We start from the raw sequence: 20,329 nt of genomic DNA on the forward strand, positions 1-20,329 counted from the left end.
ATAAATAACTCCTATCATATAATTAAGCGATCATTTATGTAAAAGAAGGGAAAAAAGAGTCTATGTCGAATTCTTATTTATAAAAGGAGGGCTTTGAATGAGGGAATTAACACCAGAAAGTCTTAAAAAGCATATAGATCCAGATTTGCTTGGTTTTGAAACGACGGATGATGTGGAACCTTTGAAAGATCTCATAGGGCAGGAAAGAGCTAAAGATGCCATGGAGTTTGGTTTAAGAATCAAACAGAAAGGATACAACATATTTATTACTGGGATTACTGGTACTGGAAAATCCAGCTTTGCCATAAGCAGTGTTTCTAAAATCGCATCTTCAGAAAAAGTGCCAGATGATTGGGTGTACGTGTTTAATTTTGATAAACCGTCACAGCCAATTGCTATAAATTTAAGACCAGGTGATGGCAAGAGATTTAAAAACGACATGAGAGATTTTGTGGAGCAGCTTCAAAGAGAAATCCCTAAGGCATTTAATTCAAAAGCATACGATTTGCAAAAAAATGAAATTGTGAAGAAATTTCAAGACAGAAAAAATCAATTGATCCAAGAACTAAACGATTTGGCAAAAAATTTTGGCTTTGTGCTTAAAGAGACAAAAACTGGTATAGTAAGTATACCTGTTGTAGACGGTAAACAGATAAGCAATGAAGAATACGAGCTATTAGACGATGAGAAAAGAAAAGAGATAGAAGCTAAAGCGGCAAATTTTGAAGAAAAGGCACTGCAGATATGGAAGGATATACAAAGTATAGATAAAGAAACAAGGGATGCTGTTCACGAGCTTGACAATAGCGTAGGACTTATAGCTGTTGGACATTTGATCGATGATTTAAGAAATAAATATGCGGAATATGACGGTGTATCGAGATATCTTGACAGCCTTCAAAGAGATATATTAGAAAACATCGACAGTTTCAGAAGCGATGATGATGAAGACAATCAATTTCCATTTATCATGCGAAAGAACAAAAAAGATGTTTTCAAAAAGTACAGTGTAAATCTTTTTGTAGATAACAGCAATACAAATGGTGCGCCTGTTGTGGTGGAGTACAATCCCAACTACAACAATGTATTAGGAAACATTGAATACGAAAGCGATTTTGGAGTGGCGATTACTGATTTTACGAAGATTAAAGCAGGGGCTCTTCACAAGGCAAATGGAGGATATCTTATTTTACAGGCTAAGGATGTCTTGACGTATCCGTACGTATGGGATGCCATTAAGCGTACGCTAAAGACGGATAAAATAGCAATAGAAAATGTTGCGTCGTCTTACGGCCTTTTGTCCATATCATCACTAAAACCTGAGCCAATTGACTTAAATGTCAAGGTAATACTCATAGGAACTCCGTATTTATACTATATTTTATATAATTACGATGATGATTTTAAAAAGCTTTTTAAAGTTAAAGTTGATTTCAACGACGTGATGGATTTAAACGAAGAAAGCATCTTAAAAATGGCTTCTTTTATAAAGAAACATTGTATTGAAGACAATTTAAGGCCTTTTCACAAAACAGGAGTGGCAAAAGTCATTGAGTATTCAACAAGGATATCGGAAGACCAAAACAAATTATCTACACAGTTTAATGATATTGTTGAGATTTTATATGAATCAAATATCTGGGCGGAAATAGAAGGAAGCAAAGCTGTCACGGCTCATAATGTAGAAAAGGCTATAAAGGAAAAGATAAAGCGTGTCAACATGATAGAGGAAAAGTATATGGAATATTTTAAAGATGGAACTTTTTTGATGGATGTAGATGGTGAAAAAGTTGGGATTGTAAATGGGCTTTCTGTCATAAATTTAGGTGATTACCAATTTGGAAAGCCTTCCAGGATAACGGTTACCACTTACCCGGGCGAAGAAGGTGTGGTAAACATCGAAAGAGAAACCAAAATGAGTGGTCACATTCACGACAAAGGCATAATGATAATAACGGGATTTATAGGCAATAGGTATGCTTTGGATTTTCCCCTTACTTTATCAGCCAGAATATGCTTTGAGCAGCTATATGAAGGCGTAGAAGGTGACAGTGCTTCCAGCACAGAGCTTTATGGGCTGCTTTCAAGCTTATCAGATATTCCCATTAGACAGGACATAGCTGTAACTGGTTCTGTCAATCAATTTGGAGTCATACAGCCTGTAGGAGGCGTAACACATAAGATTGAAGGATTTTTCAAATTATGCAAAGTGAAAGGACTTACAGGAAGGCAAGGCGTCATAATCCCAGAGCAGAATGCAATAAACCTTGTTTTGGACGATGAAGTAATAGACGCATGCAAGAGTGGAAAATTTCACATATATACTGTAAATACGATAGATGAAGGTATGGAAATATTGACAGGTCATAAGATGAGTGATATAAACGAAAGAGTGAAAAACAAGCTAAGATTATTTTACAACATATTGACAAAAGAAAAGTCATCTGATAAAGAAAGGAATGTTTGATGTGACTTGTGTCACAAAAGAGGAGATTAAGGATTTTGCCTATAAGTCCGGCATTGACGTAATAGGCTTTGCAAGTCCTGATTGTCTTTTTGAGTATAGGGATTTATTGCTTTATAGACTTAACAATGGTTTAAATTGCAATATTGAAGAAAAGGATGTAGATAAAAGGATAAATCCCTATTATCTCCTTAGTGATGTTAAGTCGATAATATCTGTTGCTATATCTTACAACGTAGATTATGAATTTGAAGCACCGAGGTATGGATATGGGACTATTTCAAAGACTGCATGGGGCGTAGATTATCATAAAGTCATGATTGATTTGCTTAAAAAGCTGGAAAAATTTATTTCATCTAAATGCGGTGATGCCAAGACAGTTTTGCTTGTTGACAACAATCCACTTTTGGAAAGAGCTATCGCTTACAATGCAGGCATTGGATTTTTCGGGAAAAATAATATGATAATAAATGAGGAATATGGATCATACATTTTTTTAGGAGAGATGCTGATAAACATATCTTTTGAACCAGATTCAAAAGTTGAATCAAAATGTGGAAGCTGCAGAAGATGTCTTAAAGCATGTCCTGGGAAAGCATTGATTGAAGAATACAAAATAGACGCCAATAAGTGCTTGTCATATGCTACAATTAAGAAAGGATACTTAAGCGATAGCACATTAAAAAGGTTAGGCACTCGCATATATGGATGTGATATATGCCAGGATGTTTGTCCATTTAATCAAAAAGCAAAGAAAGTCACAAGGCGCGAATTTACGCCACAAAATCTTAAACCTAAACACGATTTGAAAGATATTTTACGTCTTGACAACAAAAAGTTTAAAGAATTATTTGGAGATACATCGGCATCTTGGAGAGGCAAGAATACTATAATAAGAAATGCAATAATTGCAGCTATTAATTCAAATGACAAGGATGCAATCGAACCATTGAAAAAGCTTATAAACTCTGAAAGTGCTTATATAAGAGGCTATAGCGCATACGCTTTAAGCATCCTTGATAAAGAAAATGCTTTTTCATATATTGAAAAAGCTTATCTAAATGAAAAAGATGAATCTACAAAGGAGTTTATGAAGAAAGCCATAATGAATATTAGAGGTGAGACTTTTGAGGGTAACGAAAGATGAAGCGCTGGAGGTTGTAGAAATTCTTAAAAAAACATATCCTGATGCAAAGCCTGGTTTACATTTTAAAAATGCCTTTGAGTTATTGGTAGCAACAATACTGTCAGCACAGTGTACTGACAAAAGGGTCAACATGATTACAGAAAAACTTTTTAAAAAGTACAAATCGCCATTTGATTTAAAGGACGTTGATCCATTAGAACTTGAAGAAGAAATAAGGGATTGCGGTCTTTACAGGAATAAGTCGAGAAACATAATAAATACATGCAAAATTTTGTGCGATAAGTATGGCGGTACTGTTCCTAATGATATGGAAAAGCTTATGGAGTTGCCGGGTGTTGGCAGGAAAACTGCAAATGTGGTTATAAGCAATGCCTTTAAACAAGATGCGATTGCAGTTGATACCCACGTTTTTAGGGTGTCAAATAGGATTGGACTTGCAGAAAGCGATGATGTTTTAAAGACAGAACAACAGCTTATGGATATTCTACCTAAAAATTTGTGGTCTTTGTCTCATCACATTCTTATATACCATGGACGAAATATCTGTATTGCACGGAAGCCTAAGTGTGATATTTGCCCTATCAAACATATTTGTAAGTTTTATAAAAATTTTATAAAAAATTAATCAGTATGTAATTTATTTGCAATGTATTTATAATATAATTAAATTGTTCTAAATTAAAAAACTAAATAATGGGGAGATCAAAATGGAGACAAAGGACACAAAAAGCATAAAGAGCAAAAGCAATTATTTTTATATCATTCTTCTTATATTAATAATAACTGTGTTTGCTGGTTCATTTGTGATGTTTTATTCTGTCATGAATCAAAATACTATCGCAAAGGGAGTTTTTGTAAATGGAATTAGTCTTAGTGGACTTACTAAATCTGAAGCGAATTCAAAACTGCAAGATAACCTTAAGACGGTGAACAATTTAAAAGTCGTTTTAAAGTACAATGACAAGCAGTTTGTGCTTCCAAGCGATGACGTTAAAATAGGCTACGACTATGATGCTATCGTCAATGAAGCTTATTCTATCGGCAAAAGTGGGAACTTCATAAATCGCATAAAGACGATATACAATATATCTAAGAACGGTAAATATCTTAAGTACAGTCCTATAGCCGTTTTTAATGGTTTAGATAAATTTTTAATGGATGTATCGAAAAACATAGACAAAAAACCTGTTGATGCTAAGATATACGTGTCTGACGGTAAGATAAACATTACAAATGATATTTCGGGTTTAAAAGTCGATGCAAATAATACAATTGAAAGTATAAAAAGTGCAGTTAATAATGCGATTATGACAGGTGATGAAGATTATGTAGAAGTTCCTATCACAGTTAAAAAAGTTGATGCAAACATAAAGGCTTCAGAACTCGGCATGATAAAAGGCAAAATTGTCAGTTTTTCCACACAATTCAATACTGGTGATGCAAATAGGTCAGAAAATCTTGCTGTAGCTGCAAAAGCTGTAAATGGCAAGCTGCTTATGCCGGGGCAAGTTTTTTCACTTAATAAAACGTTAGGACCGAGAATCATACAGAATGGATATAAAGAAGCGCCTGTGATAATTGGCAACAAGCTTGTTCCGGATATAGGTGGTGGGGTGTGTCAAGTTGCTACTACCATTTACAACGCTGCGTTAAGAGCAGATATGAAAATCGACGAGAGGTACCATCACACATTTCCTGTTGGATACGTTTCGCCGGGGCAAGATGCTACAATCTCAGGAGATGTTCTCGATTTAAAGTTTGAAAATCCAACGAAATACCCTATATACATTGAATCGTACATCAGCGGAAATAACTTTGTAGTGAATTTTTATGGATATCCGGAAGATCCATGGAAAAGGATCGACATATATTCTGAAATTGTGGAGAAGTACGAACCAAAAGTAACGTATGTTGATGATCCTACTTTGCCTGAAGGAGTCACGCAGGTAGATGTGGAAAAGCATACAGGATACAAGGTAAATACTTACAGGCTCATTTATGAGAACAATGTTTTAGTGAAAAAAGAATTTTTGTATACAGACATCTACAAGCCAGTTGACGGCGTTATAAGACGGGGTGTGAAAAAAGATGAAGTAAGTAACAATGAAAGTGTTCAAAGCCAAATTGATGACAAAAACGTATCTACAGAGGATTTAAATGGAAAACCACAAAATATAAATCCTACAAATTAAAAAACGAGCGATGCTCGTTTTTTAATTTGTTATCTTTTTTTTGCAATCAGGGCAGTAGCCATAAAAATACAATTTTTGATCCATCAAAAGGTAATCTGTGTGTTTGCTTACTTCACCAAGGAGATCATCTAATGCTGAGTCGTCAAGGTCATCTACCCTATTGCATCCGTAACATATCAAATGTGGGTGTGAATTGACATTTGCGTCATATCTGAAACTACCTTCACCAACATTAAGTTCTTGCACAAGTCCTATACTTTTTAGCATTTCAAGCGTCTTGTAGACAGTAGCCAAACTCATTGTTGGGAAATCGGACGACAACGTCTTGTATATGGTTTCAGCACTTGGATGTTCTTTGGTATTTTTAAGCATGTTGATGATAGCAAGTCTCTGTGGTGTTACTTTTAATCCCTTTTCTTTCAGGATTGACGAGATATCGTCCATAATATCCCTTCTTTCTATGAAATATTAATTAATAAAATTTCTCTTGTAATATTTATAGTTACATTATACTATTGCAATTTTATGCTGTCAATCATTTTTTGAAATGCATAGTGAAAATCGTGAAAACTTGAAGTTGATTGTCAGTAATGGTATAGTAATATTGAAAAAATATTCTGATGAATGGGGGACTACGATGACATATAAATTAATTGCAATAGATATGGACGATACACTTTTGACGCATGACAAGCAAATCTCGAGAGAAAACTTAGAAGCTTTAAAAAAAGCTCATGATGCAGGTATTTATGTTGTCATATCAACAGGCAGGATTTATGCTTCTGCTTACGCATACTCGGAATTTTTAGGATTCAAACCATACATCATTGCCAGCAATGGAGCCATGGTGATAGATGACAATGATGAAGAAATTTATAAAAGTGTGCTTGATATAGACATATTGTCGTATTTGATAGATTTGGCGAAGGAAAACGACCTTTATTATCATTTTTACAGCGATAAAATTGTTTATTCACCGGAGATTACCAGCAAATTTCAAAAGTACGGCGAGTGGAACAGATTGTACGCCGAAACATTACGAGTAGAAGTGGAGAATATACCTTCTCATACAGAATTTGAAAGCAAGTTGAAAGACAGCATTGTGAAATTTGTAATGTTTGACGAAGATTCAGAGAAAATAAAAGCAGTGAGAAAAACGATAGATAACGAAAAAGGCGATAGATTAGAGACCACAAGCTCATTTCACAATAATATAGAAATATTAAATAAAGGTGTAAATAAAGGAAACGGCCTCAAGATATTGGGAGAATATCTGGGAATAGATAGATCAGAAATGGTGGCAATAGGTGATAGCGAAAATGATGTAGAGATGGTTGAGTATGCAGGTTTTGGTGTGGCAATGGAAAATGCCATAGATAAACTTAAAAAAACAGCAGACTTTATCACAAAATCAAACATGGAAAACGGCGTCGCTTACGTTATAAATAAATTTATCTTGTAAGTTGATTTGCTTTTGAAAGGAGGGGTTCTTGTGAAAAAAACGGTCCATCTTAATTTGACAGGCCATGTGCAAGGTGTTGGGCTTAGGTATTCTGTTTACAACATGGCTTTGCGGCTTAATATAACTGGATATGCAAAGAATCTGTACGATGGAAGTGTTGAAATTGTGGCAGAAGGCAATGAAGAGGATATAAATATGCTTATCGATTACATAAAAAATGGGCTAAGATGGGCAAGGGTAGAAAGTATAGCTCAAAAATGGGATGACTACCAAGGAATGTATCACACTTTTGAGATAATGTAGGTCACTTGTCTCCAAACTAAAAATATCCATTTTATAAACGGTTACAAGTATGTTATAATTGAAATGTGAATATTGATGTATATGAGGGTGTAGAATATGAAGCTGGATATGGGACTTAATTTAAAACAAGTACAGAAATTATTGATGACGCCTCAGCTTAAACAAGCCATTGAGATATTACAGCTAAATTCGTACGAGCTAAATGAGCTTATCACAAGTGAATTGGAAACCAACCCTATGCTGGAGGCGTACGAAGATAAGGAAGACATCATTGAGATTTACCATGAATTAAATAAAAATAGCGACCTTGAAAAATACAATTACAGCAGCGATGATGAAGAAAGAGACGACTTAAGCTTTGAAAACATGGTCTCGACTGATACGTCCCTCACAGATCATTTGCTGTTTCAACTTCATATAACACCTCTTACAAAGAAAATAAAAGAGATATGCAAAGTCATAATTTACGATCTTGACAGCAATGGTTATCTAAACGATGATATCGAAAAACTCAGTGAAGATTACAATTACAGTGAAGAAGATATTATGACGGCTTTAAATGTAGTGCAATCATTTGACCCGCCTGGGATCGCAGCGAGAAATTTAACGGAATGCCTCATGCTTCAGTTAAAAAGCAAAAACATGTATAATGGCGTAGTAAAAGAAATTGTGGAAAATTATTTAAACGAAATTGCGGACAACAAGCTTTCGTTTATAGCAAAGAAGTTGAATGTGGACATTAGAGAAGTGCAGAATGCTGTAGACGAGATAAAAAAGCTAAATCCGAGGCCTGGAAGTAGTTTTTCAAGCTACAATGATATAAAATACGTCATTCCAGATGCTTATATAAAGAAGATAGACGGCGATTATGTTGTGCTTATAAATGAGTCTTTGTATCCTGGCTTGAGGATAAATAAGTCTTATGAAAGTATTTTGACTGCTACTGATGATGACAATACAAGAAAATACCTTTCAAATAAAATTCAGTCAGCTATGTGGCTTATAAAAAGCATTGAGTCGAGAAGGGATACTTTGTACAAAGTGTTAAGCGCGATAGTGAAAGAGCAAAGGTCATTTTTTGACAGAGAGCAGAAATACATTAAACCTATGAACTTAAAGAAGATTGCAGATGCAGTAGGAGTTCATGAATCGACGGTAAGCAGGGCAGTAAACGGAAAGTACGTTGATACACCTTTAGGTGTTTTTGAAATCAGATACTTCTTCCAAAGCGGCATCGGCAATGGCGATGGTGAGATGTTTTCGCAGGAAATGATAAAAGAGATGATAAAGCAATTGATAAACGAAGAAGACCCTCAAGATACTTTAAGCGATCAAAAAATCGCTGAGATTTTGTCTCAAAAAGGCATAACGATATCGAGAAGGACTGTCGCTAAATACCGAGAAGAGATGAATATCCCATCGTCCAACAAGAGAAAAAGATATTGATAAAAGAGAGCAATAATTTTAGAAAATGCTCTCTTTTATCATATTGTCTATTGAAAAATTAGAAGTCTTAATATAAAATAGTATTGAAGGTAAAAATATTTATTTGATGTTTTGGTGGGACAGTTAAAATACAACGGGTCTATAAAAGTCCTGAAGAAGGTTTTGATACATGAATGACATAATATCATTACAACAGAAAATTGTGCCTGAGCTAATAGAACTGCTGCAAAAAAGGTATACTATAATGCGTAATATATATTTCAGCCAGCCAATAGGGAGGCGAGCTTTGTCATATCAGCTTAATATTGGCGAGAGGATAATAAGGACAGAGGTATCTTTTTTGAAGCGACAAGGCCTTATCGATATAAATCCTTTAGGAATGACTGTGACTAAAGACGGCGAGAAACTTTTGGAGGAGCTTAAGGAGTTTATCCATGAGTTAAAAGGCTTAAACAACTTGGAAAAAACTTTAAAAGATCGCCTGAAACTAAAAAAAGTCATCGTGATACCGGGTGATGTCGATAATGATAGGCTTATAAAAAAAGACATGGGCAAATCTGCTGCAGCTTACCTTAAAAGCATAATAAAGAATGACAGCATCATTGCATTGACTGGCGGTTCAAGTGTGATGGAAGTTGCAAATGAAATGCCTCAGTGCTACACCAAATCAAATATAATGGTTGTACCTGCAAGAGGTGGCTTAGGTCGCGAAGTGGAAAAACAAGCAAATACAATTGCATCAGTCCTTGCAAAAAAGTTAGGTGGTTCCTACAAAATGCTTCATATTCCTGACAACGTAGGTAAAGAAGCTATAGAGACCCTTATGAATGAGCCAGACATAAAAAGCGTTATTGACATATTGAAAGAAGCTGATATAGTGCTTTTTGGCATAGGACGTGCAGATGTGATGGCTGACAGGCGAAATTTACCTTCATCGACTAAAGAGTATCTTAGGAGTGTTGGTGCCACGTCAGAAGCATTGGGCTTTTACTTAAACATAAACGGTGAAATAGTTTATGAGACGCCAAGCATATTTCTCACAAAGGATGATTTAAAAAAAGTCAAAAATTTGATAGCTGTTTCAGGTGGCAAAAGCAAAGCTGATGCGATTATATCAACTTGCATAAGTGGAATGGTGGATGTCCTCATAACTGATGAAGGTGCTGCATTTGAAATATTAAAAAGTTGTTAATACACCGAAAGGTGTTTAATATAAAAAATAAAAATTAAAGGAGGAAATATTATGACAGTAAAAGTAGGTATTAATGGCTTTGGTAGAATAGGCAGAAACTTTTTTAGAGCAGCATTAAAGAAAAATGTAGATCTTGATATTGTTGCATTCAACGATCTTACTGATGCAAAAACATTAGCACATCTATTAAAGTACGATTCAACATTCGGTCAATTCGAAGGCGAAGTCGTTGCAAAAGAGGATTCACTTGTTGTAAATGGCAAGGAAATAAAGATATTAAAAGAAACAGATCCTGCAAAATTACCTTGGAAGGAATTAGGTGTTGACATAGTTATCGAATCAACAGGTAGGTTTACAAACAAGGAAGATGCAGTAAAACACATTGAAGCTGGAGCAAAGAAAGTAATAATTTCTGCACCTGCTAAAAATGAAGATATAACAATCGTTATGGGTGTTAACGAGGACAAATATGATCCAAATGCACATCACGTTATTTCAAATGCTTCATGCACAACAAACTGCTTAGCACCATTTGCAAAAGTTTTACATAATAAATTTGGAATTAAGAGAGGTTTAATGACAACTGTTCACTCATACACAAACGATCAGAGGATACTGGATCTTCCTCATAAGGATTTAAGAAGAGCAAGATCAGCAGCAATGTCAATTATTCCGACAACAACTGGTGCTGCAAAAGCAGTTGCACTTGTATTGCCTGAATTAAAAGGGAAATTAAACGGTTTTGCAATGAGAGTTCCAACACCAGACGTATCTGTTGTTGATCTTGTTGCAGAGCTTGAAAAGAGCGTAACTGTAGAAGAAGTAAATGCAGCATTGAAAGAAGCAGCAGAAAACGAACTTAAAGGCATTCTCGGATATACAGATGAACCATTAGTATCAATGGACTTCAAAGGTGATTCAAGATCATCGATTGTTGATGGCTTGTCAACAATGGTTATGGAAGGCAATATGGTAAAGGTTGTTTCATGGTATGACAACGAATGGGGTTATTCAAACAGGGTTGTTGACCTTGCTAAGTATGTAGCAGATAGACTGTAATATCATAGGACAAGGCTTATAACCTTGTCCTAAAATATATAGATAGGAGGTATATCATGAAAAAAACTGTAAGGGATATCGATGTAAAGGGCAAGAGAGTCCTTGTAAGGGTAGACTTTAATGTGCCTATGGACAGTGAAAAAAATATAACTGATGATACGAGAATAAAAGCGGCATTGCCTACTATCCAATATCTTTTAGACAATAATGCAAAGGTGATATTAGTATCACACTTAGGAAGGCCGAAGGGCAAGTTCAACATGGAGTATTCTATGAAGCCTGTTGCAAAAAGGCTTTCAGAGTTACTCGGGAAACAAGTCATTGTAGCTGATGATGTAATAGGTGAAGATGCTAAGGCAAAAGCTAACGCATTGAAAGACGGTGAAGTGCTGCTTTTAGAAAATGTCAGATTCCACGCTGAAGAAGAGAAAAATGATCCGGATTTTTCAAAAGAGTTGGCATCATTGGCTGACGTATTCGTCAACGATGCATTCGGTACAGCTCATAGAGCGCATGCATCTACAACGGGAGTTGCAAGTTACCTGCCAGCAGTATCTGGATTTTTAATTGAGAAAGAGTTAAATTTCATGGGCGGTGCTTTGGAAAATCCAGAAAGACCTTTTGTAGCAATACTGGGCGGTGCAAAAGTTTCAGATAAAATTGGCGTCATCACGAACCTTTTAGATAAAGTTGATAGTTTGCTTATTGGCGGCGGTATGGCATACACATTTATAAAGGCTGAAGGCCACGAAATAGGTAAATCCCTTTTGGAGGAAGATAAATTAGAGCTTGCCAAAGACTTAATCGAAAAGGCTAAGCAAAAAGGAGTCAAATTGCTTTTACCGGTAGATACAGTAGTCAGTGCAGAATTAAAATCAGGCGTTCCATATGAAGTGGTTGACATAGACAAGATGCCTAATGACAAAATCGGTGTAGACATTGGACCGAAGACAATTGAAGAATTTTCAAAAGTCATAAAAGGTGCAAAGACAGTAGTTTGGAATGGCCCTATGGGTGTATTTGAAATCAGAGAATTTGCAAAGGGAACAGAGGCAATCGCAAAAGCTATGAGTGAATGCAGTGGCACTACTATAATCGGTGGCGGAGATTCTGCTGCGGCAGTTGAACAGTTAGGCTATGCAGACAAAGTGTCACATATATCGACAGGTGGCGGTGCGTCATTAGAATTCTTAGAAGGCAAGGTATTGCCTGGAATAGCTGCATTAAACGACAAATAAAGAGGTGTTTTGATTGAGAAGACCTATTATCGCAGGTAATTGGAAGATGTACATGACGCCATCTGAAGCTATAAACCTTGTAAATGAGCTTAAGCCTTTAGTGTCTGGTGCAGAAGCAGAAGTTGTAGTAATACCACCGTTTGTGGATCTTATAGACGTAAAGAAGGCCATAGATGGCTCTAACATAAAGTTAGGTGCACAGAATATGCACTGGGAAGAAAAAGGCGCATTTACAGGAGAAGTTTCACCGACTATGCTCAAAGAGATAGGTGTAGAGTACGTCGTAATCGGCCATTCCGAGAGAAGACAGTATTTCGCTGAGACAGATGAGACTGTGAATAAAAAAGTTAAATCTGCATTAGGTCATGGTCTTAAGCCTATTGTATGTGTAGGCGAATCATTATCTCAAAGAGAAGCAGGAGAAGCTTTCAATGTAGTAAGAGAACAGACAAAAAAAGCATTGGATGGCATTAGAAGTGAAGATGTCTTAAATGTCGTCATAGCTTATGAGCCTATTTGGGCTATTGGTACAGGTAAAACAGCTACGTCGAAAGATGCAAATGACGTAATAAAGGTCATAAGAGAGACTATTGCAGACATATACGGTATAGACATCGCTAATGAGGTAAGAATACAATATGGTGGCAGTGTTAAACCTGATAATGCTAAAGAGCTTATGTCAGAAAGCGATATTGATGGTGCATTAGTGGGCGGAGCTAGCCTTAAAGCGCAGGATTTCGCTAAAATTGTAAATTATTAAGGAGAGGATTGCATGCCCAAAAACTTTGTAATGCTTGTTGTCTTAGATGGATTTGGGATCTCTGACAGCAAAGAAGGAAATGCCATTTATTCAGCTAATACACCAAATTTAGATTATTACTTTAAAAATTATCCAAATACAAAGCTTATACCAAGTGGCTTAGCTGTAGGGCTTCCTGAAGGACAGATGGGAAATTCGGAAGTTGGACATCTTAATATAGGTGCTGGTAGAATAGTTTATCAGGAGCTTACAAGAATAAGCAAAGAGATTAAAGAAGGTGCTTTTTTCAAAAAGCAAGAGTTTCTTGATGCCATACAAAATGTAAAGAAGAATGGTTCAAAGCTTCATCTTTTTGGACTTCTGTCTGATGGCGGTGTCCACAGTCACATTACACATCTTTTTGCACTTATGAAGCTGGCAAAAGATGAAGGATTAGATGAGGTATACGTCCACGCATTTTTAGATGGCAGAGATGTTCCACCTGCATGTGCCAAAGAATACATAAAGGCTTTTGAAGATGAAGCGAATAGACTTGGCATTGGTAAGATTGCTACAATATCTGGAAGGTACTATGCAATGGATCGTGACAAGAGATGGGAAAGGACTAAAAAAGCTTACGATGCTATAGCATTAGGCAAAGGCGTTTTTGCTAATTCGCCTGAAGAAGCGATAGATATTGCATATAGCAAAGATCAGACAGATGAGTTTGTAGAACCGACGGTTATTTTAGATGGTGGCAAGCCAACTGCGACTGTGGATGCCAATGATTCGATAATCTTCTTTAATTTCAGGCCTGATAGGGCAAGACAAATTACAAGAGCTTTTATCGATGAAGTGTTTAACTTTTTTGATAGAGAAAAAGGATATATTCCTGTTTACTTTGTCTCCATGACGCAGTATGATATAACATTTGAAAATATACACGTTGCGTATAAGCCTGAGAACTTGAAGAATACTCTTGGCGAGTACCTAAGCGACAAAGGCATAAAACAGCTTAGAATAGCGGAGACAGAAAAATACGCCCATGTTACATTCTTCTTCAATGGAGGTGTAGAGGAGCCAAATAAAGGAGAAGACAGGATACTGATACCATCTCCTAAAGTAGCAACGTACGATTTAAAGCCTGAAATGAGTGCGTACGAAGTTACAGATACTGTGGTTGAAAAAATAAAGTCAAAACAGTATGGTTTTATACTGCTTAACTTTGCAAATCCTGACATGGTAGGTCATACAGGCGTATTTAGTGCTGCTGTCAAAGCGATAGAAGCAATTGATGAGTGCGTTGGCAGAATAGTGACGGCTTGTCAGGAAGTGGGTGGTACTATTCTTATAACTGCTGACCATGGAAATTCTGAGCAGATGATCGATCCAGTGACTAAAGAGCCACAGACGGCTCATACGACAAATCCGGTACCATTCATAGTGATAGGTGAAGGCGATGTAACACTTAGAAATGATGGTATTTTAGCAGATATAGCACCAACGGTGCTTGACATATTGGGACTGCCAAAACCACAGGAAATGACAGGTACGTCCCTAATAATAGGAAGATAAAAAACGAAAGGAGAATGTTTATGTCTATAATTGTTGATGTTTATGCAAGAGAAATACTTGACTCAAGAGGAAATCCAACAGTAGAAGTAGAAGTGGAATTAGATAGCGGTGCAGTAGGTCGTGCTGCAGTTCCATCTGGTGCTTCAACAGGTCAGTTTGAAGCTGTTGAGTTAAGAGATGGTGACAACAACAGATACTTAGGAAAAGGTGTATTGAAAGCTGTAGAAAATGTAAATGAAAAGATCGCTCCAGAAATAATTGGAATGGATGCAATAGACCAAGTGGCAATAGACAAAGCCATGATTGATTTAGATGGAACTCCAAACAAATCAAATCTGGGTGCAAATGCAATTTTAGGTGTTTCATTGGCAGTTGCTAAAGCTGCTGCTGAAGAAGTTGGCTTGCCACTTTACCAGTACTTAGGTGGAGTAAATGCAAAAGTTCTTCCTGTGCCAATGATGAACATTTTAAACGGCGGAAAGCACGCTGACAATAACGTCGATATACAGGAATTCTTGATCATGCCTGTTGGTGCACAAAACTTCCATGAGGCTTTAAGGACATGCGCTGAAGTTTTCCACAATTTAAGATCAGTGCTTAAATCAAAAGGATTAAGCACTACAGTTGGCGATGAAGGTGGCTTCGCACCAAATCTCACATCAAACGAAGAAGCAATACAGGTAATATTGGAAGCAATCCAAAAGGCAGGATACGTACCTGGTGAAGATGTAGCTATAGCTCTTGATCCAGCTTCATCTGAAATGTACAAAGAAGATGGGAAATACCATTTCGATGGAGAAGGCGTTGTGAGAACATCAGAAGAAATGGTGGACTACTGGGAGCAGCTTATAAATAAATATCCTATCGTTTCGCTTGAAGATGGTTTAGCAGAAGAGGATTGGAACGGATGGAAGCTCTTAACAGAAAGATTGGGCAAGAAAATCCAATTAATTGGCGACGATATTTTTGTTACAAATACAGAAAGACTCTCAAGAGGAATTAAGATGGGTGTTGCGAACTCTATCCTCATTAAGCTTAATCAGATTGGTACACTTACTGAAACGCTTGATGCGATAGAGATGGCTAAGAAAGCAGGATACACTGCTGTCGTATCACATCGCTCAGGTGAGACAGAAGATTCAACTATTGCAGATCTTGTTGTTGCTGTCAATGCAGGGCAAATTAAGACTGGTGCTCCTTCCAGAACAGATAGAGTCGTGAAGTACAACCAATTGATGAGGATAGAAGAAGGGTTAGGCGGAATAGCACAATACCTTGGAAAAGACGCATTTTACAACGTAAGATAATTTATCTCTGCATAAAAAGAAGCTCAGTATCAATATACCTGAGCTTCTTTTAAATTTTTCTTTTCAAATCCGATCGCATCTACAAATGCACCTGATGCAATCATAAAACTGCCAGCCAAAATAAGCAAATCAGGATTTTCGATGATAATTTCATCTTTGTTTTCATTTTGTCTTATCGATATTATATTTAGGGCGTACAGTAAAAAAGTTCCTATAAAAATAATCCATCTGCCAGAAACTGCAAGATTTTCTTTTGTTATTCCATCGCTATTTATACCTATTGCGAAAAGTATATAACCGATAGCTGTTACAAGAGAGCTTGCAGACGATAACTTTGAAATAATGGAAGATAGCGTCATAAAAATCATCCTTTATAATCTTGTTAACTAATTTATGCTATTCATTGTATTAGAAATATGTGTGCATTGTATTTAAAAGTATCTTGATATAATTAACTTATAGGTGATAAAATAGTATTATGATTATGCAAAAAAAGAAATGGGATGTGATAAAATGCCAAGACCTCAAAAATGCAGATGGGTAAAATGTGAACCAAACATAAATTATTTTAAGCCAGTAGGAATACCTATGCACTCATTAAGTGAAGTGGTGCTTACAGTTGAAGAGTTTGAAGCTATACGTCTAAAGGATTTAGAAGGATTAGAACAAGAAGATTGTGCGGAAAGGATGAAAGTATCAAGGCCTACATTTTTTAGGATCATCATGTCAGCTCGTGAAAAAGTTGCAGATGCACTTGTAAATGGCAAAGCCATAAGAGTAGAAGGCGGCAATTACAAAGTCTACGGTGAAGACGTACCCCACCATGGACATGGACATTGCAATAGGCATGGCATGATGGGTGAATCAATTTCTGATGAAGAAAATTAGTACTTGATATAAATATGCTATTGCTATATAATATATAATAGTATAAATATGATTTTCGGAGGTTAAACATATGCTAAAAATAATAGTACTTATAATTCATATTATTGTTAGTTTGTTTATGATGGCAGTTATACTCTTGCAACAAGGGAAAAGTGCAGGTATATCCGGGGCAATTGCAGGTGGTGCAGAGACTTTCTTTGGTAAAAACAAGGCCAGGACGATGGAAGGTACTTTGGAGAGGCTTACGACGATAAGCGCCGTAGTTTTCATAATTACTTCATTGATATTGACGTTGCTGATGGGAAAATAATATCGTCTATATAAAATAAAACCCTTATTGGGTTTTATTTTTGTGAGAAGGTGATATGATGAAAATAAGGGAAATATCCGAGGATATGGAGTATAAGATACTATCACCGTACGCAGCACACAGCAGAGAATCAAAAGGGAGAACAAGAGACGAGGAAAAGTGCGATATTCGCACAGATTACCAAAGGGATAGAGACAGAATCATACATTGTAAGGCTTTTAGGAGATTGAGTCATAAGACGCAGGTTTTTATATCTCCTGAAGGTGACCACTACAGGACGAGACTTACGCATACTTTGGAAGTTGCACAAATATCAAAAACTATCGCAAGGGCATTGCGGCTTAACGAAGATTTAACCGAAGCCATAGCATTAGGTCATGATTTAGGGCATACCCCTTTTGGCCATTCTGGTGAGGATGTTCTAAATAGGCTTTTAAAAGATGGCTTTAGGCATAGTGTCCAAAGCTTAAGAGTGGTGGATGTGATAGAAAATAATGGTTTAGGGCTTAATCTGACATGGGAAGTGCGAGATGGCATCTTAAATCATTCCACATCCGGAAATCCTGGAACATTGGAAGGTAAAATCGTTCAATTAGCAGACAAGATTGCCTATGTGAATCACGATATTGATGATGCAATTCGAGGCAAAGTATTGACAAATGATGATATACCAAAAGATTTAAGGCGTATATTAGGAGATACTCACAGCAAGAGGATAAACACAATGGTTAAGGACATAATTGAAAACAGCATGGGAAAAGATAGTATCTCCATGAGCCGTGAGATTTATGATGCTACTTACAGCCTTAGAGATTTTTTGTTTAAAAAGGTTTATATAGGTTCGAAGGCAAAAAGCGAAGAGGCAAAAGCGAAAAAAGTTGTTGAACAGCTTTTTTATTATTTTTGTGAAAATGTGGACGACATGCCAGAGGAATTTATCGAATTAACACATGAATATGGTAAAGAACGGGCAGTTGCTGACTATATAGCAGGAATGACTGATAAATACGCTATAACAAAGTATAAAGAGATTTTCTTACCATCACCGTGGGAAGATAAAAATTTCTAATATGTAAAAATTTCAAGAAGGATTTTAGGAATTTATGTCGAATATATTAATTCCATGAAAATTTTATAATTCTTTTTTAAAAAGAGGATTTTCCTATTTTTTGTCGAACTATTAATTAAGGTGGTGTTTATGTCTTATTCAAAAGACGTAATTGATAGGGTAATAGAAGAAAATGATATAGTTGATGTTGTCTCAAGTTATGTTTCGCTTAAAAAATCTGGCAAAGACTTTAAGGGATTGTGCCCATTTCATCATGAGAAAACACCATCTTTCAATGTAAGCCAAGAGAAGCAGCTTTATCATTGTTTTGGTTGCCAAGCCAGCGGAAATGTCATTACCTTTGTAATGAATATTGAAAATGTAGGTTTTAAGGAGGCCGTTGAGTTCTTGGCAGATAGAGCTGGTATAGAGATTGAAGAAGAAAATTTGTCAGGTTTAGAGTATCAGAAAAAAAAGCTGAAAGATGAAATATATGAAGTAAATAGGTTAGCTGCTTTGTTTTACCACAGGTATCTTTATTCAAAATTTGGACAGGCTGCATTAAAATACCTCTATGATAGGGGCATAGACGACATTACGATAAAGAGATTTGGATTGGGGTTTTCTCCGCCAAGTGGACTTGAATTGCTTAAGTATTTAAAGCGCCGCAATTACAATACTGACGTACTTGTAAGCGCTGGTCTTGTTTCAAAAAGCAGCACTGGATCATATTACGATAGATTTAAAAATCGGGTAATGTTTCCTATAATAGACGAGAAAAACAATGTGATAGGTTTTGGCGGCAGAGTCATGGATGATGCAAAGCCAAAGTATTTAAATACTCCTGAGACGGTTGTTTTTAAAAAAGGAAAGACCTTATATGGAATTAATTACGCCAAAAAATCTAAAGAAGATATGTTTATTATCGTTGAAGGATATATGGATGCTATAGCATTGTACCAAAGCGGACTAGACAATGTTGTCGCATCGTTGGGCACTGCGCTGACTTTAGAGCAAGGTAGACTTATAAAAAAGTACAAAAACACTGTCGTAATTTCATATGACGCAGATGAAGCAGGCATTGAGGCCACAATGAGAGGTCTTAACCTTTTAGATGAACTGGACCTAAATGTAAATATATTGACAGTACCTAATGGCAAGGACCCTGATGAATATGTGAGAAAAGAGGGTTTTGATGCATTTAAAAAGCTTCTTGAAAAGACAGATACATTGATAGAATATAAGATAAAGAAGTACAAGCAAGATTTGGATTTAGAAAAACCATCAGACAGGATAAAGTATATCAAAAAGGTGTGCAAGGATCTTGCCACAGTTAAAGACGAAGTAAAGCGAGATGTGTATATTTCCATCGTATCAGAAGACGCTGAAATACCTGAAAACACTATTAGAGCAGAAATAGACCAATTTGTCAAGGGTTTTTTGCAAAATAATAAAAAAATTAGGTATACAGTTGGCAATAATAGGCATAATATTAAATACAGTGGAGCAAAAAAGATACCGTCTCTTAAGTACTTGATTGCACTGCTTTTAATTGACAACAAGCTTTATAGCAGGGTGAAAGGGAAGCTTTCTGTAGATGACATCGAAGACGAACATTTAAAGGCAGTGATGTCGTATATTTTTGAAAGGCTTGAAGATGGTGGCCATGTGGATGTAAAAGACCTAAGCTTTATGCTGGACAATGCTGATTTAAAAGACGAATTTAACGATATATTCAACGTGCTGTATAGCGAGAAAGTGGCAAGCGAAAAAATAGTGGATGACTGTGTAAGAGAGATAATCAAAGACGACATACGAAGAAAAATAGCGAGCATTAAACGCGAAATTGACGATTCATATAATGCTGGTGACATTGAGAAGGAAAGAGAACTTTTGATACAATTACAGAAATATGAAAAGGAGATGCTGAATTTAAAAAATGGCTGAGAAAAAGGTTGC

At 36.2% G+C, this 20,329-nt stretch carries 19 protein-coding genes; 17 read left to right on the forward strand and 2 right to left on the reverse strand.

Annotated elements, in window-relative coordinates; genetic code table 11:
• Positions 1–97 precede the first annotated feature (97 nt).
• The 4 genes from THEXY_RS04160 (at position 98) to THEXY_RS04175 (ending at position 5,803) form a co-directional block, all read left to right on the forward strand.
• A complete protein-coding gene (locus tag THEXY_RS04160) occupies positions 98–2,467 on the forward strand; it encodes a Lon protease family protein (RefSeq protein WP_013787594.1) in 2,370 nt (789 codons plus the stop codon).
• A gap of 1 nt (position 2,468) precedes the next feature.
• Positions 2,469–3,611: a tRNA epoxyqueuosine(34) reductase QueG gene (queG, locus tag THEXY_RS04165; RefSeq protein WP_013787595.1), complete on the forward strand. Its 1,143-nt coding sequence runs from the start codon at positions 2,469–2,471 to the stop codon at positions 3,609–3,611.
• Positions 3,592–4,236, forward strand: a complete 645-nt coding sequence (nth, locus tag THEXY_RS04170; protein WP_013787596.1) for an endonuclease III — start codon at positions 3,592–3,594, stop codon at positions 4,234–4,236. The genes queG and nth overlap by 20 nt, the downstream gene beginning before the upstream one ends.
• 82 nt (positions 4,237–4,318) lie before the next feature.
• Entirely contained in the window at positions 4,319–5,803 is a 1,485-nt protein-coding gene (locus THEXY_RS04175; RefSeq protein ID WP_013787597.1) for a VanW family protein, read from the forward strand.
• Between the two features lie 21 nt (positions 5,804–5,824).
• On the opposite strand, the gene perR is transcribed toward THEXY_RS04175, so the two are convergent.
• Entirely contained in the window at positions 5,825–6,247 is a 423-nt protein-coding gene (perR, locus tag THEXY_RS04180; protein WP_013787598.1) for a transcriptional regulator PerR, read from the reverse strand.
• 193 nt (positions 6,248–6,440) lie between these two features.
• On the opposite strand from perR, the gene THEXY_RS04185 reads away from it, so the two are divergent.
• From THEXY_RS04185 to eno, 9 genes are all read left to right on the forward strand, one after another.
• Entirely contained in the window at positions 6,441–7,265 is an 825-nt protein-coding gene (locus THEXY_RS04185; RefSeq protein WP_013787599.1) for a Cof-type HAD-IIB family hydrolase, read from the forward strand.
• A 30-nt stretch (positions 7,266–7,295) separates the two neighbouring features.
• The gene (locus tag THEXY_RS04190; protein WP_013787600.1) at positions 7,296–7,568 is read left to right on the forward strand and encodes an acylphosphatase; all 273 of its coding nucleotides are present in this window, start codon (positions 7,296–7,298) and stop codon (positions 7,566–7,568) included.
• A 96-nt stretch (positions 7,569–7,664) separates the two neighbouring features.
• On the forward strand, positions 7,665–9,014 hold the full coding sequence (rpoN, locus tag THEXY_RS04195; protein ID WP_013787601.1) for an RNA polymerase factor sigma-54: 1,350 nt from the start codon (positions 7,665–7,667) through the stop codon (positions 9,012–9,014).
• A 169-nt stretch (positions 9,015–9,183) separates the two neighbouring features.
• Positions 9,184–10,206 carry a sugar-binding transcriptional regulator gene (locus tag THEXY_RS04200; RefSeq protein WP_013787602.1) on the forward strand — a complete coding sequence of 341 codons (1,023 nt, stop codon included), beginning with the start codon at positions 9,184–9,186 and terminating at the stop codon, positions 10,204–10,206.
• 51 nt (positions 10,207–10,257) lie between these two features.
• Positions 10,258–11,265 carry a type I glyceraldehyde-3-phosphate dehydrogenase gene (gap, locus tag THEXY_RS04205; protein WP_013787603.1) on the forward strand — a complete coding sequence of 336 codons (1,008 nt, stop codon included), beginning with the start codon at positions 10,258–10,260 and terminating at the stop codon, positions 11,263–11,265.
• 56 nt (positions 11,266–11,321) lie between these two features.
• A complete protein-coding gene (locus THEXY_RS04210) occupies positions 11,322–12,503 on the forward strand; it encodes a phosphoglycerate kinase (RefSeq protein ID WP_013787604.1) in 1,182 nt (393 codons plus the stop codon).
• Positions 12,504–12,516: 13 nt separating this feature from the next.
• Entirely contained in the window at positions 12,517–13,263 is a 747-nt protein-coding gene (gene tpiA, locus THEXY_RS04215) for a triose-phosphate isomerase (protein WP_013787605.1), read from the forward strand.
• Between the two features lie 12 nt (positions 13,264–13,275).
• Positions 13,276–14,817 (forward strand): 2,3-bisphosphoglycerate-independent phosphoglycerate mutase, encoded by a 1,542-nt coding sequence (gpmI, locus tag THEXY_RS04220; protein WP_013787606.1) that lies wholly within the window; start codon positions 13,276–13,278, stop codon positions 14,815–14,817.
• 20 nt (positions 14,818–14,837) lie between these two features.
• The gene (gene eno, locus THEXY_RS04225; RefSeq protein WP_013787607.1) at positions 14,838–16,124 is read left to right on the forward strand and encodes a phosphopyruvate hydratase; all 1,287 of its coding nucleotides are present in this window, start codon (positions 14,838–14,840) and stop codon (positions 16,122–16,124) included.
• Positions 16,125–16,153: 29 nt separating this feature from the next.
• On the opposite strand, the gene THEXY_RS04230 is transcribed toward eno, so the two are convergent.
• On the reverse strand, positions 16,154–16,483 hold the full coding sequence (locus tag THEXY_RS04230) for a hypothetical protein (RefSeq protein ID WP_013787608.1): 330 nt from the start codon (positions 16,481–16,483) through the stop codon (positions 16,154–16,156).
• A gap of 154 nt (positions 16,484–16,637) precedes the next feature.
• On the opposite strand from THEXY_RS04230, the gene THEXY_RS04235 reads away from it, so the two are divergent.
• The 4 genes from THEXY_RS04235 (at position 16,638) to dnaG (ending at position 20,317) form a co-directional block, all read left to right on the forward strand.
• Positions 16,638–17,012 carry a DUF134 domain-containing protein gene (locus THEXY_RS04235; RefSeq protein WP_013787609.1) on the forward strand — a complete coding sequence of 125 codons (375 nt, stop codon included), beginning with the start codon at positions 16,638–16,640 and terminating at the stop codon, positions 17,010–17,012.
• 70 nt (positions 17,013–17,082) lie between these two features.
• The gene (secG, locus tag THEXY_RS04240; RefSeq protein ID WP_013298463.1) at positions 17,083–17,322 is read left to right on the forward strand and encodes a preprotein translocase subunit SecG; all 240 of its coding nucleotides are present in this window, start codon (positions 17,083–17,085) and stop codon (positions 17,320–17,322) included.
• 58 nt (positions 17,323–17,380) lie between these two features.
• Positions 17,381–18,391, forward strand: a complete 1,011-nt coding sequence (locus THEXY_RS04245) for a deoxyguanosinetriphosphate triphosphohydrolase (protein WP_013787610.1) — start codon at positions 17,381–17,383, stop codon at positions 18,389–18,391.
• A 129-nt stretch (positions 18,392–18,520) separates the two neighbouring features.
• Entirely contained in the window at positions 18,521–20,317 is a 1,797-nt protein-coding gene (dnaG, locus tag THEXY_RS04250) for a DNA primase (RefSeq protein WP_013787611.1), read from the forward strand.
• Positions 20,318–20,329: the final 12 nt, after the last annotated feature.

The organism is Thermoanaerobacterium xylanolyticum LX-11 (assembly GCF_000189775.2).
GTDB classification, from domain to species: Bacteria; Bacillota; Thermoanaerobacteria; order Thermoanaerobacterales; family Thermoanaerobacteraceae; genus Thermoanaerobacterium; species Thermoanaerobacterium thermosulfurigenes.